This window comes from Paracoccus nototheniae, from assembly GCF_004335005.1.
GTDB classification, from domain to species: Bacteria; Pseudomonadota; Alphaproteobacteria; order Rhodobacterales; family Rhodobacteraceae; genus Paracoccus; species Paracoccus nototheniae.
In genome coordinates this window covers 1-16,429 of sequence record NZ_RQRT01000077.1, presented here as the reverse complement: position 1 = coordinate 16,429, position 16,429 = coordinate 1, and the positions used below count along the sequence as shown (strand labels likewise).

Here is a 16,429-nt window from a genome sequence, read left to right as displayed (position 1 = left end):
CAGCGCATCGGCCACCCGCAGCGCGTTGGCCACGATGGTCAGGCCCGGATTGACCCCGGTCGATGTCGGCATGAAGCTGGCATCGGCCACATACAGATTGTCCAGATCATGCGCCCTGCAATCGCGGTCCAGCACGCCGCGCGCCGGGTCGTCGGAAAACCGCAGCGTGCCGCAGGGATGCGCGATGTTCAGTTCGGGCGCATGGCTCAGCCACAGCGATCGCACGCCCCGCAGCCGCCGTTTCAGCTGCTTGCGGAACCGCTTGCGCCGGGCCAGCAGATCGTCGGACATCGTATAATCATAGATGATGACGCCGGGCCGGGCCGGATCGAAGCCGACATGATTGCGGTCATCGGGCAGATCCTCGAGGATGCCGGCAAAGACCCGCGCCTCGCCCAATATCCGCGCGGCGATCAGGGTGGGGATGCGCAGGAATTCGCGCCCCGGACGGACCCGTCGCAGGACCGAGCGGTCGTATTTTTCATGCAGCACATACAGGATATTGCCGAAATCGGCGGGCAGGCCAAGCGACTGGAACAGGCCCATCCGGTCGCCCTGATGGCGATAAAAATCGCGCATCGAAAAGGTCTTGCGCGGACCGGGCGAGGATGGCGGCGCCTTGCGCGGCGGCCACAGCGCGATGCGTTCGTTGATGTGAAACATCAGCCCGCGCCCGACCAGCCCGCTGGAATTGGCCCCCCCCTGCGGCCAGTCCGGCGTGGCCGAGGCCATCAGCAGGCGCGGCGAGGCCAGCCCCCCGGCCGCCAGCACCACGGCGCGGGCACGCAGCATCTGTTCGGCGCCGTCATGGGCCACGCGCAATCCGGTGACGGTGCGACCGTGACCCGTCAGGGCCAGAACGCGCGCGCCCTCAAGCACCTCGGCCCGGCCAGTGGCCAGGGCGGGCCAGACCCCGGCGGAGCGCCCGTCCATCTTGCAGTTGCGCGGGCATTTATGGCCGATGCATTCCATGCATCCCTCGACATTGCGGATGCCCAGCTGCGCGCGATAGGGATGCAGGCCCGCATCCTGCAACGCCTGCCCCAGGGCCGCATCGCGGGGCGACAGGGGCCGGGGCGTGGCCAGCGGGCCGACCGGATCGCCCAAGGGATCCTGCCCGCCATTCACGGCCATGATGTCGCGCGCGCGGGCGAACCACGGCGCGAATTCGTCATGGGCCACCGGCCAGCCGCCGGTCGGATGGGGCATGTCGGGGGTGGATTCGAAATCGTGCCGCTCGGGCTGTTCCAGCGCTGCCGCGTAAAAGGACGAGGTGCCGCCCAGACCGACGCCCTGCGCGCCGAAGGCCGTCGTGCGCACGCCATTGACGGTCGCATCGACGGGCAGGGGCCAGCAGCCGAACATCTGCCGGGTAAAGGGATCGTCGCGCGCGGCCTCTTGCGTGTTTTCGGCCAGACGCGGGGTGGCGGGGCCCTGTTCGACATACAGCACCCGCAGCCCCGCCTCGGCCAGCGCGCGCCCGCAGGTGCCGCCGCCCAGACCGGCGCCGACGACGATCACGTCCCAGATCCGGTCAGGCCGCAGGATGTTGCTCATCTGGCACCTCTGGCATGGGTTGGGCGGTTCATCCGATCACCGTGCGCAGCCGTCCGCGCGGCTGCGGCGCGGTGGTGGTGGCGGGGGCCGCCGCATCTGCCGTCACCCCGCGCGCCGCCAGCCCCGCCAGCGCCCCTGCGCTGAGCCATGTCAGCGGCGTCACGGTGGCGTTGGGGATCAGATCGACCAGATTGGCCGCCATGATCAGCGCCAGCCCCGCCGTCCAGCGGTCCAGAACCCGGCCCCTGGACGCGATCCACAGCCGCAGCACCGATCCGCAGAGCAGACCGAAGGCCGCGACATAGCCCATGATCCCGCTGATCGACATGACCACGATCCAGTGCCCGTCGCTGACGCTGGTATATTCACCCGAGATCGGGTCCACCTCAAGATTGCGGCCCCATCCGCCCCAGCCTGCCAGCGGCTTTTGACTGGCGCGGTCCAGCAGCAACGCCTCGTTGTTAAAGCGGAACTCCAGCGAACGGCCGCGTTCGGCATCCACCGCCATGGCCGCATCCTTGAACAGATCGACCGGGAACAGCCCCAGCCACAAAAGCAGCGGATAGATCAGCGCCGCCGCCGCCAATCCCCCCGCCAGCCGCATCTGCCACAGGGTCGGTGCCATCAGGATCAGCGGCACCATCAGCAGCGCATAGAGCATCGAGGCGACGCTTTTGCACAAGAACAGCACCGCCAGAAGATACAGCATCGCCGCCCATGCCCGGACCCGCGCAGGCCCGCTGCCGCGCGGCGTCTCGCGCAGGGTCACGGTCGCGGACAGGGCGGCCATGGTGGCGAACAGCGCCACCCACAGCCCATGTTCCAGAAACACCATCGGGCGATAGCCGCCATAGCGGATCGACTGGCTGAAATCATGGGCAAAGAACCCATAGATCCAGACGTTCAACTGGGGGCTGAGCCGGATCTCCAGCATCATCGGCAGGGAATAGGCCAGCCCCGCCAGCACCAGCGCCCCCATCCAGGCCCGCACCCCTTCGACCGAGGACAGGATCATGTAGCCCAGCAGAAAGGGCAGCAGTTCCAGCATCGCGCCGATCATGCCGTTGATGCCGTCAAAGATCGACAGGCCGGGGCGATAGGTGATGCCCTCGACCAGCGCCTCGGGATTGGTGACGACGGTGGCCATGGGGGTCAGCACGCTCAGCACCATCAGGGCGATGACCCACCCTTCGGGGCGCTGCCAGGGCAGGGGGGACTGCTGGCGCAGGATCAGCGCGCCCGCCGTCGCGGCCAGCGCGGCGATGGCATTCTTGTTCAGTTCGGGCAGCAGGGGCGGATCGATCCCTACAACCGGAGGCATCAGCAGATATCCCGCAAGGATCGTCCAGATCACCGCCTGCAGATAGCCCAAGCGCGAGAACAGGATCGCAGCTGCGACCGGCCAGGCGGCCAGCATCATCAGCGCTAACGGATTACCCAAAACGACCCCCGGATTACTGAGCCATCGCCTAAGCGATACTGCCTGCCATTTCCATACAAATCTGTTTGAATTACCATGCATCCGGTTCGCAGCTTTGCTAAGGGTCCGCTTGCAGGTTCAGGTTGTGTATCCTGGTCGGCCGATGCCTCGCGGCGCCGGGGAATGAAGTTCTTAGTTTGAGGGAGAGGTGATCTTGTCCGGGATCCCAGCCAGCACGCGTGATATTGCCATTGTCGGTTTCGGTCTTGATCTGCCGGGGGCGGCGGATCCGGGGGCCTATTGGGCCAATCTGCGGGCCGGGATCGAATCGATCCGCGACCTGTCGCCCGATGATCTGCGCGTGGCAGGCGAATCGGAGGCCCGCACCGGCCATCCCGATTATGTCGCCCGCGCCTCGTTGCTGGACGGGTTCGATCAGTTCGATGCGGAATTTTTCGGCTTCAGCCCCAAGGACGCGGCGGTCATGGACCCCCAGCACCGCAAGTTTCTGGAAACCTGCTGGCATGCGATCGAACATTCGGGCCACCGGGCCGATGATCTGGGCGCCGTCGGGGTCTGGGCAGGCTGCGGCATGGGCACCTATTTTTCCGTCAACATCTGTTCGAACCGCGATCTGGTCGAAGAGACGGGGATGTTCCTGCTGCGCCATACCGGCAATGACAAGGATTTCCTGTCCACCCGCGTCAGCTATACCTTTGATCTGCGCGGCCCAAGCGTGTCGGTGCAGACGGCCTGCTCGACCTCGCTGGTCGCCGTGCATGCGGCCTGTCAGGCGCTGATCGCGGGCGATTGCGACGCGGCGCTGGCGGGCGGCGTCACGATCGAGCTGCCGCAGGGGCGCGGCTATCTGTACAAACCGAACGAGATCCTGTCGCCCGACGGCCATTGCCGCGCCTTTGATCACCGCAGCGAGGGTACGGTGTTCGGCAGCGGGGCCGCCGTCGTCATGCTGCGCCGCCTGTCGGATGCGCTGGCGGACGGCGATCACATCTGGGCGGTGATCCGGGGCAGCGCGATCAACAATGACGGCTCGGCCAAGGCGGGCTATCTGGCGCCCTCGGTCGAGGGGCAGGCGGCGGCGATCGCCGAGGCGCATCTGCTGGCAGGTGTCGATGCCGCGACCATCGACTATGTCGAATGCCACGGCACCGGCACGCGGCTTGGCGACCCGATCGAGGTTGCCGCCCTGACGGAAGCCTTTTCCATGGGCAGCGGGGGCGGGCGGACGGGTCTGGGGTCGGTCAAGACGAATATCGGGCATCTCGATACGGCGGCGGGCACGGCGGGGCTGATCAAGGTCGCGCTGTCGCTGCATCACGGCGAGATCCCCCCCAGCCTGAATTTCGAGGCCCCGAATCCCGTCATCGATTTCGACGACACGCCCTTTCACGTCGTGGCCGCGCGGACGCCATGGCCCGCGACCCCGGGTCGCCCGGCCCGCGCGGCGGTCAATTCGCTTGGCGTCGGCGGCACCAACGCCCATGTCGTGCTGGAGGCCGCGCCCGCCCGCGCCGCTGCCGCCGAGACGGACTGGCCGGTGCAGCCGCTGGTCATCTCGGGGCGGACCCGCGCGGCGCTGGATGCGAATGCGGCAGCGCTGGCCGGGTGGCTGCGCGACAATCCCGATGCCGATCTGGCCGATGTGGGCTTTACCCTGCAGCAGGGCCGCAAGACATTCGACAAGCGCCGCGTGCTGGTCGCGGCCGACGCGACCGAGGCGGCAGACCTGCTGGAACGCGCCGATCCGCGCCGGGTCTTCACCCATGACCGCGGGGCCGGGGCGCCGAAGCTGGCCTTTCTGTTCCCCGGCGGCGGTGCGCAATCCATCCACATGGCGCGCGGCCTTTACGACACCGAGCCGGTCTTCCGCGACTGGATGGACCGGGGCCTTGCGGTGCTGGAACGGCTGACCGGGCGCGATCCCCGCGCGATCTGGCTGCCCGAGCCCGGCGCCGAGGATCAGGCCGCGCAGGCGCTGAACCGGCCCTCGGTCCAGCTGCCGCTGATCATGATCGTCGAATATGCGCTGGCGCAGCTGTGGATCAGCTGGGGCGCGCAGCCGCAGGCGCTGGCCGGGCATTCCATGGGCGAAAACACCGCCGCCTGTCTGGCGGGCGTCATCGGCTTTGACGATTGCATCGCGCTGGTGGAATTGCGGGGGCGGCTGTTCGACACGGTCGCGCCGGGCGGCATGCTGTCCGTGCCGCTGCCGGTCGATGAACTGCTGGCCGAGGCGGGCGAGGGGCTGGATCTGGCCGCAGACAATGCCCCGGGCCTGTCCGTCGTCTCGGGGCCGCGCGACCGCATCGACGCGCTGCAGGCCCGGCTGGCGGCGCGCGGCATCGACTGCGCCCGCATCGCCATCGACATCGCCGCCCATTCCCGCATGCTGGACCCGATCCTGCCCCAGTTCGAGGCGTTCCTGCGCTCGATCCCGCTGCAGGCCCCCCGCATCCCGCTGCTGTCGAACCGCAGCGGCGACTGGATGACGGACGCGCAGGCCACCGATCCGCGCTATTGGGTCGACCATCTGCGCCATTCGGTCGATTTCCGGGGCTGCATCGCCACCCTGCGCGCCGATCCCGACCGCCTGTTCCTGGAGGTCGGTCCGGGCCGGGCCATGTCCGCGCTGGCGCAGGCCAATGGCGCCGCCCCCGACCGGGTGGTCAGCAGCCTGCGCCATCCCGATCAGGTGATCGGCGATGATGCGTTCTTCCTGATGGCCTTTGCGCGCCTGTGGGCCGCCGGTCTGCCGCTGAACTGGACGCCCATCTGGGGCGAGGGGCGCCGCCGCGTGCCGCTGCCGGGCTATGTGTTCCAGACCCGCCGCTATTTCATCGAACCCGCCGCCGCCGGGACCGCTGCCGCCGCCGATGACAGCACGCCGCTGCGCCTGCCCGACAGTGACGCGTGGGGCTGGCGTCCTGCATGGCGGCTGTCGGCACCCGATGTCGAACTGGACGATCACGGCCAGCCGCTTGGCACGCCCGAACGCTGGCTGGTGCTGGCCGATGACAGCGGGCTTGGCAATGCGGTCATCACCCGCCTGCGCCGCGCGGGCCATTCGGTCGTGACGCTGCGGCCCGGCGACCGCTTTGCCCAGACCTCGGATGACGAATTCACGCTGGCGCCTGAAAATGGCGCTGCCGATTTCGAATTGCTGATCGCCGCGCTGGTCGCGCAGAACCGCCTGCCGCAGCGGATCGTCAGCTTCTGGCTGGTGCCCGATGCGGGGCGCGAGGGCGCGCGGGCGGGCTTCAGCCCGTTCCACCGGCATCTGGAACAGGGCTTCAACACCGCCCTGCATCTGATCCGCGCTCTGGCGGGCGAGGGGGGTGGCGCGCCGGTCGATCTGGTCGTCGTCACCTCGGACGCCGTGCGCACGGGGTCGGAACCGGTGCGCAGCCCTGAAAAGGCGATGGTGCTGGGGCCTCTGGCGGTGGGAATGCGCGAATTTCCGTGGTTGACGGCGCGCAGCATCGATGTGGCGATGGCCTCGGACATGGCCGGGCTGGCGCCGCGACTGATCGAGGATCTTCTGGACCCCACGCCCCCCGCCCGCGCCGCTTGGCGCAGCGGTCGGCGGCTGGCGCGTCATCTGGTGCCTGCGGCCCTGCCTGCGCCCGCCGGCCTGCCCGCCTTTGCCGACGGGGTCGTGCTGATCACCGGGGGTCTGGGGGGCATTGCGCTGACGCTGGCGCGCCATATCGCGGATCAGGGCGCCGCCGTGGCGCTGTTGTCGCGCCGCCCTTTGCCGCCCGAGGATGAATGGGACGCCCGCATCGCCGCCGATCCCGATCACCGTCAGGCCCGGCAGATGCTGGCCCTGCGCGCCCTGCGCGCCAGCGGCGCCCGGATCGTGGTCGAGGCCGCCGATGTCACCGATGCTGCAGCCCTGACGCAAGCCGTGGCCCGCATCCGGGCCCAGCTGGGTCCGGTCACCGACCTGATCCATGCCGCAGGAGTCGTTGCCGACGCGCCCATGCAGGCGAAATCCAGCGCCGAGATCGAGGATGTTCTGGCCCCCAAGGTCCATGGCACCCGCAATCTGGCGCTGGTCTTTGCCGATGCGCCGCTGCGCCGGACGGTCCTGTTCGCGTCGACCTCGACCGAGATCGCGGCAACGGGGCAGGTGGATTACGTCGCCGCCAATGAATATCTGAACGCCGTCGCAGGCGCCGGGATCGCGGCCCTTGGGCAGGTCACATCCGTGAACTGGGGGGTCTGGGCGCAGATCGGCATGGCCGCCGAGGCTTTGTCGGGGCGCCGCGATCTGGCCCCGCCCGTGCCCGTGACCCAGCCCCTGCTAATCGCGCGCAGCGAACGGGACGGGGCGATGCGCTTTACGGGGCGGCTGTCGGCGGATGACTGGATCATTGCCGAACACCGCACCCGCGACGGCGTGGCCCTGTTGCCCGGCACCGGCATGATCGAACTGGCGGCTCAGGCTCTGCAGGCGGCAGGCCGCGATGGCAGCCCCTGGGCGCTGCGCGATCTGACCTTCCTGAACCCGCTGATCGTCGCCCCCGGCGAGACCCGGAATTTTCAGATCTCCCTGACCCCGCATGAAGGCGGCACCGCCTTTCTGCTGGAGGCCGATTTCGGCGCAGGCCCCGTCCCGGTGGCCGAGGCGCAGATCGCGCTGGCGGGGCGCCCCGGTCCGACGCCCGATCTGGCCGCCCTGCGCGCCCGGATGCGGGTCGATCAGGCGCCGACCGGGCATGCGCTGGAATCGGCGCAGGAAGGCCAGCTGGCCTTCGGCCCCCGCTGGCGCGTGCTGCGCGCGACATGGCTGTCCCGGCCCGGTGCCGCGCCCGAAGGACTGGCCGAGCTGTCGCTGTCGAAAGACGGGCTTGCCGATCTGGAGCAGGGCTATCTGCTGCATCCCGCGCTGATGGACATCGCCACCGGTTGGGCCATGTCGCTGATCGACGGTTATGACCGCGCCCAGCTGTGGGTGCCCCTGTCCTATCGCGCGCTCAGCGTCCATGCGCCTTTGGGCGCGGCAATCGTCAGCCATGTGCGCCTCAGCCATGCGGCCGACGGCTATGCCAGCTTCGATGTCACGCTGACCGACCGCCAGGGCGCCGTTCTGGTCGAGGTCGAGGGGCTGACCCTGCGTCGTCTGGACGGCGCCCCCGCCATGCAGCTGACGGCGGCGCTGCCCGGCGGGCAGCGCGCGGTCGATCACCCGGGCCATCACCCCGGACAGGACCGTCTGGCGCGGATGGTCGCGCAAGGCATCCCGCCCGATCTGGGGCCGGGCCTGCTGGACCGCGCCCTGCGCGCCGGTCTGGGGCAGATCGCCATCTCCAGCATGGACCTGCCGCAGCTGATCGCGCAGGAAACCCGCAACAGCCGCGCGCGAGAGGCCGGTGCCGCCACCGCCTTCGAACGCCCCGAGATGGATCACGATTTCATCGAACCGCGCAATGATCTGGAACGCAGTCTGGCGGGGTTCTTCCGCGAGTTGCTGGGCGTGCAGCAGGTGGGCGTCGAGGATGGCTTCTTCGATCTGGGCGGCCATTCGCTGATCGCGGTCAGGCTGTTCGCGATGATCCGCAAGGCCTATGGGCTGGATCTGCCGCTGGCCACCTTGTTCGAGGCGCCGACCGTGGCCGCCCTGGCCGCGATGATCGAACGCCGCATTGGCCCCCGTGTCGAAGGCAGCGCCACCCCCGCCACCGCCCCGCGTCAGATCGCCGAAGGGTTCACCCATCTGATCCCGATGAGCCAGGGCGCGACAGGCGGCGGCAGGCCCCTGTTCATCGTCGCGGGCATGTTCGGCAATGTGCTGAACCTGCGCGCGCTGGCGCAGCGCATCTCTCCGGACCGGCCGGTCTGGGGGTTGCAGGCGCAGGGCCTGTTCGGCGACACGCCCCCCCATGCGACATTGGCCGAGGCCGCTGCCAGCTGCATCGCCGAGATCCGCCAGATCCAGCCCGACGGCCCCTATCTGATCGCCGGATTCTCGGGCGGCGGGTTGACGGCGCTGGAAATCGCGCGCCAGTTGCGCGACGCGGATCAGGTGACGGCCCGGCTGATCATGCTGGACACGCCCGTGCCCGAACGCCCGCATCTGACGCGTCGTGACCGGCTGATGATCCGGCTGGCCGAGATCCGTCAGGAAGGCCCGGCCTTTGCCGCGCGCTGGCTGCGCGACAAGCTGGCCTATCGCCGCGCACAGCGCCGCGCGATCCCCGATGCGGGCACGACCGGGTTCCACAATGCCGCCATCCATGCGGCCTTCCTGGGCGCCCTGCCGCAATACAGGATGGAGATCTGGCCGGGTCCGGTGACGCTGTATCGTCCGCGTCTGGACCGGCGGTTCCGCGTCTCGGGCGGGATGCATGTCAGTGCGGCGCGCGAATATGTGTTCGAGGATAACCTGTGGTCCCCATGGATGCCCGACCTGACAGTGACCGAGGTTCCGGGCGATCATGACAGTATGGTGCTGGAACCCTGCGTGCGGGTTCTGGCTGCGCGGATGCGCGACGAGCTGTCCGCCGCCGACCGCGCCGATCCGGCCATGCTGCCAAGGGCTGCGGAATGATCCCCGGCTCGGTTCATGTCATCATCCTGAACTGGCGCAGCGCCGACATGACGCTGCGCGCGGGCGCCTGCGCGGTGACCGCGATGCAGGGGATCGCGGGCACCGTCACCCTGATCGACAACGCATCCGGCGATGGCAGTTTCGAGACGATGTCCCAACACGCGGCCCGGCAGGGCTGGACCGACGGGGGGCGCCTGCGGGTGCTGCAATCGGGGCGCAATGGCGGCTTTGGCGCGGGCAACAATGCGGCGATGGGCGTGGCCCTGCCTGAACCGACGGAATTCGTGCTGGTCGTGAATTCCGACGCCTTCCTCGACCCCGATACGGTGGCGCGGATGCGCGATTACCTGCAGTCCCATCCGCAGGTCGGCCTGCTGGGCTGTCGGGTGGTGGGCGAGGATGGCCACCACCACGCCACGCATTTCCGCTTTCCCGGCGCCGCAAGTGAGCTGGAGGACAGCGCCCGCACCGGCCCGCTCAGCCGTCTGCTGGCCCGCCATATCGTCGCCCGGCCCATGCCGGAAACGGCGGGACCGGTGGATTGGGTTGCGGGGGCTGCGCTGATGATCCGGTCCGCCGTGCTGGACCGCATCGGCGGCTTTGACGAGGCGTTTTTCCTGTATTACGAGGAAACCGATCTGTGCCTGCGCGCCGCCCAAGCGGGCTGGCCCACGCATTACCTGCCCGAGGCGCGCGTGGTCCATATCGGGTCGGTCAGCACCGGCATGCAGGACTGGTCGCTGCCGCCCGATTACTGGTTCGCCTCGCGCGAACATTACTATCGCCGGAACCATGGCCGGGCCTATGCGATGGTGGCGGTCGCGGCCCATGTGGCGGGGCTGGGCATCCGCCGGTTGCGCGGGCTGATGGGCCGCGCCGATCCCGATTTCCCGAAAGGGCAGGCCGGTGCGCTGATCCGCCATGCGCTGGCGCCTTCGCGCCCGCGCCAGATTTTCAAGACCCCAGATTATTCGACCCCAGATCTTCCCACCGGAGAATGACCGTGACCCAGCTTGACATCGCGCTGATCGGCAACGCCTCGCTGACGCTGGAGGCGGCGCGCATCCTGACCGCGCGCGGGCACAAGGTGCTGTCGGTGACCCTGCAGGATCCGGCGCTGGCCGACACGGCCCGCGCCCAGGGGTTGCCCGTGGGTCCGGTCGTGGCCTGCGATTATCTGCTGAGCGTGGCGCATCTGCAGGTGATCCCGCCTGCGGTTCTGGCGCTGGCGCGGCGCGGCGCGGTGAATTTCCACGACGGCCCGCTGCCCGAACGCGCTGGTCTGAACGCCCCCCTCTGGGCGCTGATCGAGGGCGAGACGCAGCACGCCCTGACATGGCATCGCATCGGCGGCGGCGTGGACGAAGGCCCGGTGCTGCTGCGCGTGCCCGTCCCGATCGCACCCGACGACACCGCCCTGACCCTGAACGCCCGGTTGTGGGAGGCGGCGGTGGCCAGCCTGCCGGATCTGGCCGATCTGCTGGAACGGGGCGAGGATGCGGGCACGCCCCAGCCCCATGCCCCCCTGCGTCGGCATATGCGCGACGACCGCCCGGACGGCGCCGCCATGCTGGATTTCGGCAAGGATGCCGACAGCCTTGCGCGGCTGGTCCGCGCGCTGGATCACGGCCCCTATTGGAACCCGCTGCTGCGCCCGCGCGTGGCCCTGCCCGGTGGGTTGCGGCTGGTCGGTCAGGCCGATCCCGCGCCGCGCCTCGCAGGAATGCAGGCGGCGGCTGCGGGCGAGGTTCTGCAGGCCGGTCACGACCATGTGCTGATCGCCTGCGGGGATGGCGGTGCAATCGCCCTGTCCGGGCTGACCGGCATGGACGGGCATCCGCTGCCCGCTGATGTGGCCCATGGTCTTGCCCAGGGCGACCGCCTGCCCGTCGCGGCGCCTGACGCCGATCTGGACCGGACGATCCGTCAGGCCGCCCGCGACGAACCCTTCTGGCGCGCCCGCATGGCCCGGCTGGCGCCCTTGGTCCTGCCCGAGATCATCGCGACCGATGCACCACCCGACTGGCAGGCCGCCCGGCTGGTCCTGCCGCAGCCGCAGGGCGCTGGCGCTGTGGTGGCGGCGATGGTGGGGGCGCTGGTGCGGATGATCGGCTCGACCGCCTTCGATATCGCTCTGGCGCCGCCTCTGCCCGCCGGGGTCCGTGATCACCTGCACGGCTTTCGCCCCCTGCCGGTCGATGCCGAGGATCAGACGTTGGCCGCTTTGGCCGACACGCTGGACCGCGATCTGGCGGCGGCAAGCGCCCGTGGCCCGATTCTGGCCGACCTGATCGCCCGCGCGCCCGAACTGGGCCGTCCCGGCACGCCCGGTCTGGTCGTCGCCCGCGATCCCGCCGACGCGCCCCAAGGCGCCGCGATCTGTCTGGACCTGCCCGACGATCCGCAGGCCCAGATCCGCGTCTGGTGGGACCGCGCCCGCCTGCCGCAAGGCGCGTGGCAGGCCATCGCCGACCTGACCGAGACTTTGGCCGCCTGCGATCCGGCGCTTGCCCTGCCCAACGCGCCCACCCTGCGCGAGGGGCGGGCGCCGCTGATCGCCGTGAACACCTTGACGGCTGGCGATGCGGCACCCGCCACCATCGCCGCAGGGTTTGCCGCGCAGGTGGCCGCAACACCCGATGCCACCGCGCTGGTCTTTCGCAACGACAGCCTCAGCTATGCCGAACTGGACCGCCGCGCGACCGCCTTGGCGCGGCAGCTGGCGGCCCTGGGGGTGGGGCCGGGCAAGCCGGTCGGGCTTTTTGCCCCGCGCGGCATCGGGCTGGTCACCGGGGCGCTGGCGATCCTCAAGGCCGGGGGCGCCTACGTGCCCCTGGACCCGGAATACCCGGCCGAGCGTCTGGAACATTACATCGCCGACAGCGGCGCCGCCGTGGTGCTGGCCGATCCGCGCATCGCGGACCGGCTGCCGCCCCACAAGGCCCGCGTCCTGATGCTGGATGCCAGCGGGCCCGAGGCCGATCCGACCCCCGCAGGCCCCGCCGATCTGGCCTATCTGATCTATACCTCGGGCTCGACCGGAACGCCCAAGGGGGTGATGGTCGAACATCGCAATGCGGTGAACTTCTTTGCAGGCATGGACAGCGCCCTGCAATCGCCCGAACCCGGCACATGGCTGGCGGTCACCAGCCTGTCCTTTGACATCTCGGTGCTGGAGATTTTCTGGACCCTGACGCGTGGGTGGACGGTGGTGATCGCGGGCGATCTGCTGGGCACCGACGCCCCCGAGGGCGCGCGTCAGGGCACCCAGATGTCGCTGTTCTACTGGGGCAACGATGACGGCGCCGGGCCGCGAAAATATGAATTGCTGCTGGAGGGGGCGAAATTTGCCGACCGCCACGGCTTCGCCGCCGTCTGGACGCCCGAGCGTCATTTCCATGCCTTTGGCGGCCCCTATCCCAACCCCTCGGTCACCGGGGCGGCGGTGGCGGCGGTCACGAAAAATATCGGCGTGCGCGCCGGGTCCTGCGTGGCGCCGCTGCATCATCCGGCCCGCATCGCCGAGGAATGGGCGGTGATCGACAATCTGACCAACGGGCGGGCCGGGCTGGCCATCGCCTCGGGCTGGCAGCCCGATGATTTCGTGCTGCGCCCTGAAAACATGCCCCCCGCCAACAAGCCCGCGATGATCCGCACCATCGACCAGCTGCGCCGGTTGTGGCGGGGCGAGGCAGTCGAATTTCCCCGCGCCGACGGCACCCCCTTTGCGGTGGTCACGCAGCCGCGCCCGGTGTCAAAGGAACTGCCCATCTGGGTGACCACGGCGGGAAATCCCGAAACATGGCGCGAGGCCGGGCGGCTTGGTGCCAATGTCCTGACCCATCTGCTGGGCCAGAGCATTGCCGACATCAAAGCCCGCATTCCCGAATATCATGCCGCCCTGCGCGCGGCGGGCCATGATCCGGCTGATTTCACCGTCACGCTGATGCTGCACAGCTATCTGGCCGACACGCGCGAACAGTCGATGCAGGTCGCCCGCGAGCCGATGAAGGCCTATCTGCGGGCCGCCGCCGCGCTGGTCAAGCAATATGCCTGGGCCTTCCCGGCCTTCAAGCGCCCGGTGGGCGTCAGCGATCCGATGGCGATCGACCTGTCCTCGCTGGACGAGGACGAGATGGAGGGCATTCTGGATTTCGCCTTCCAGCGTTACTTCAACGACAGCGGGTTGTTCGGCACGGTAGACGAGGCAGAGGCCCGGGTGGCCGATCTGAAGGCCATCGGCGTGACCGAGATCGCCTGCCTGATCGACTATGGCATCGCACCGGCGCAGGTGCTGGCGGGGCTGGACCATCTGGCGCGGCTGCATGACCGGGTAAATCCCGTGACCGACGCCGATTTCGGCATCGCCGCCCAGATCACCCGCCACAAGATCACCCATCTGCAGGCGACCCCGTCCATGGCGCGGCTGCTGCTGGAGGATGCGGCCTCGCGCGCCGCCCTGTCGCAGTTGAAACTGATCTGTCTGGGCGGAGAGGCGCTGAGCCCCGGTCTGCTGGCCGATCTGCGCAGCGCCAGCCCGGCGCGGATCATGAACATGTACGGGCCCACGGAAACCACCATCTGGTCGGCCACCGCCGATCTGGGTCATGCGGGCGATCAGGTCTGGCTGGGCGATCCCATTGCCGCGACCAGCCTGCATCTGCGCGATCCCGCCGGCAATCCGGTCGCCGATGGCGTCGCCGGAGAGCTGTGGATCGGCGGGGCTGGCGTCACCCGCGGCTATTGGAACCGTGAGGCGCAGACGGCGGCGGCCTTTCCGCAGACGCCTGACGGGCGGCTTTACCGCACCGGCGATCTGTGTCGCCGCGACAGTGCCGGGCGGCTGCGGTTTCTGGGCCGGGTCGATCAGCAGGTCAAGCTGCGCGGCTATCGGATCGAGCTGGGCGAGATCGAGGCGCGGCTGGCCCGTCTGCCCGGCATCGCCGAGGTCGCCGTGGTGGCGCAGGCGCAAGGCTCGGGCGAACGCCAGCTGATCGGTTTTGTCACCGGCGCGGCGGATCTGAACCCCGCCGATCTGCGCGCCGCCCTGTCGCGCGATCTGCCCGATTTCATGGTGCCCCTGCGCATCCATGTGTTGCCTGCGATGCCGTTGACGCCCAATGCCAAGATCGACCGCAAGGCGCTGGCCTCGACCACGCCAGCCGCACCCGTCCGACCGGTGGTTTCTTCGCCGGTGGCGGTGGTCGCCGCTCAGCCATCGGGGCAGGGGATGGCGAATGGCAAGGCCGTCAGCGAAACCGCTGCGGATGCGGCGGATCTGCAACCGCGCCTTGGCCAGCTGATGGCGCGGATTCTGGGGCTGCCCGCCGTCCGGCCCGACGACAATTTCTTTGATCTTGGCGGGCATTCGCTGCTGGCCGTGCAGTTGCACCGCGCGATCAAGGACGAGCTGGGCGTGCCGCGCAGCGCGATCACCGACATCTTCCGCTTTCCGGTGATGCGCGATCTGGCCGCGCACCTGTCGGGCAACCGGGCCAAACCGGCGCCCGTCGCGGCCCCGGCGGCCAGCCCTTCACCGGCAGCGACGGCGGTCCCGGCGCCCGAGGCCTCGGCCCCGGCCTCTGCGGCAAACGATCTGATGGCCGCGCGCCGGGCCTTGCGCGCGCGGATGCGGCCCACGGGCGCCGGGCAGTGATCCCGGCGTCGCTGCGCGATCTGCTGCCCCCCGGGGTGGGGATCGCGCTGCGGCGGCTGACGGATGCGGCCCCGCCCCTGTGGCCGGGCGAAGCGGAGGCCGTGGCCCGCGCCGTGCCCGCCCGCCAACGGGAATTCGCCTCAGGCCGGGCGGCGGCGCGGTCGGCGATGGCTGGGGTCGGCTGGCCCGCGCAGGCTTTGCCCGCCGGGCCGGACCGCGCGCCCTTGTGGCCCGCCGGTCTGGTCGGCAGCATCAGCCATACAAGGTCATGGGCAGGGGCGGTCGTGGCACATCAGTCGGACTGGGCGGGGATCGGCTTTGATCTGGAACCCGCCACGCCGATGCCCGATGATCTGGCGGCGATGGTCCTGGCACCCGGCGATCAGCCCGGCGATCTGCTGCCACCCGCTTTGGCCGCCAAGCTGATCTTCAGCGTGAAAGAGGCCGCGTTCAAGGCGCAGTTCCCCCTGACCGGACTGTGGCTGGATCACCGCGACGTGGCTGTCCGACTGTCACACGGTGCGTTTTCTCTGCGCGTCCGCGATGTCGCGCTGAAAGGGCGATGGGTTCAGACGACCCCGATGCAGGACAGAAACATGCAGGCCGGGGACATGCATGATGGAAACACGCAGGCCGGGGGCATGCAGGCCGGGGACATGCCGACGACCGCCATGTTTGCCTCAGTCCTGCTGGTGGGCGCGGAACAGGGCCGCCAGCTTGGCGGCCTCGGCGTGGATGTCATGGCGTGACAGCGCGCGGTCGCGTGCGGCCAGCCCCATGCGCCGCAGCCGGTCGGGGGGCGTGGTCGCCGCCTGTTCCAGCGCGCGGGCCAGCGCATCCGCATCGCCCGCAGGCACCAGCCAGCCGGTCTGACCATCGACCATCAGTTCGGGGATGCCGGCGATCATCGTGGTGATGGCGGGGCGGGCGGCGGCCATCGCCTCCATCAACGCGACGGGCAGGCCTTCGGCAAAGCTGGGCAGGATCATCGCATGGGCCTGGGCCAAAGCCTCGCGCACCCCGGCCTCGTCCTTCCAGCCGGGCAGGGCGACGCGGTCGGCCAGACCGTGACGGGCCACCGCCTCCCACAGGGCCGAGGCCAGCGGGCCGTCCCCGACCAGCGTCAGATGCACCGGTGCGGTGGTCCGGGCCATCGCCTCGATCAGCAGCATCTGGCCCTTTTGTTCGGCAAAGCGCCCGACGCAGACCAGCCGCAGCGGAT

Annotated in this window: 7 protein-coding genes; 4 read left to right on the top strand and 3 right to left on the bottom strand. The window is 69.6% G+C overall.

The features are described from left to right. Both EG885_RS19185 and EG885_RS19180 read right to left on the bottom strand, forming a co-directional pair. The coding region (locus EG885_RS19185) for a GMC oxidoreductase (protein ID WP_131577830.1) at window positions 1–1,557 on the bottom strand (1,557 nt) is incomplete at its 3' end. Between the two features lie 28 nt (window positions 1,558–1,585). Next, window positions 1,586–2,998, bottom strand: a complete 1,413-nt coding sequence (locus EG885_RS19180) for a hypothetical protein (protein WP_131577828.1) — start codon at window positions 2,996–2,998, stop codon at window positions 1,586–1,588. A 193-nt stretch (window positions 2,999–3,191) separates the two neighbouring features. On the opposite strand from EG885_RS19180, the gene EG885_RS19175 reads away from it, so the two are divergent. From EG885_RS19175 to EG885_RS19160, 4 genes are read left to right on the top strand one after another with little or no spacing between them, the layout of a single operon-like run. Then, window positions 3,192–9,551, top strand: a complete 6,360-nt coding sequence (locus EG885_RS19175; protein ID WP_242679754.1) for a type I polyketide synthase — start codon at window positions 3,192–3,194, stop codon at window positions 9,549–9,551. After that, window positions 9,548–10,552 carry a glycosyltransferase family 2 protein gene (locus EG885_RS19170; RefSeq protein ID WP_131577824.1) on the top strand — a complete coding sequence of 335 codons (1,005 nt, stop codon included), beginning with the start codon at window positions 9,548–9,550 and terminating at the stop codon, window positions 10,550–10,552. Before EG885_RS19175 ends, EG885_RS19170 begins: the two co-directional genes overlap by 4 nt. A 2-nt stretch (window positions 10,553–10,554) precedes the next feature. Further along, the gene (locus EG885_RS19165) at window positions 10,555–15,207 is read left to right on the top strand and encodes a MupA/Atu3671 family FMN-dependent luciferase-like monooxygenase (protein ID WP_379106627.1); all 4,653 of its coding nucleotides are present in this window, start codon (window positions 10,555–10,557) and stop codon (window positions 15,205–15,207) included. Then, a complete protein-coding gene (locus tag EG885_RS19160; protein WP_131577818.1) occupies window positions 15,204–15,956 on the top strand; it encodes a 4'-phosphopantetheinyl transferase family protein in 753 nt (250 codons plus the stop codon). Before EG885_RS19165 ends, EG885_RS19160 begins: the two co-directional genes overlap by 4 nt. Here EG885_RS19160 and EG885_RS19155 read toward each other — a convergent pair. Then, window positions 15,888–16,429: glycosyltransferase (locus EG885_RS19155; protein WP_131577815.1), on the bottom strand; the 542-nt coding region annotated here is incomplete at its 5' end. The genes EG885_RS19160 and EG885_RS19155 overlap by 69 nt on opposite strands.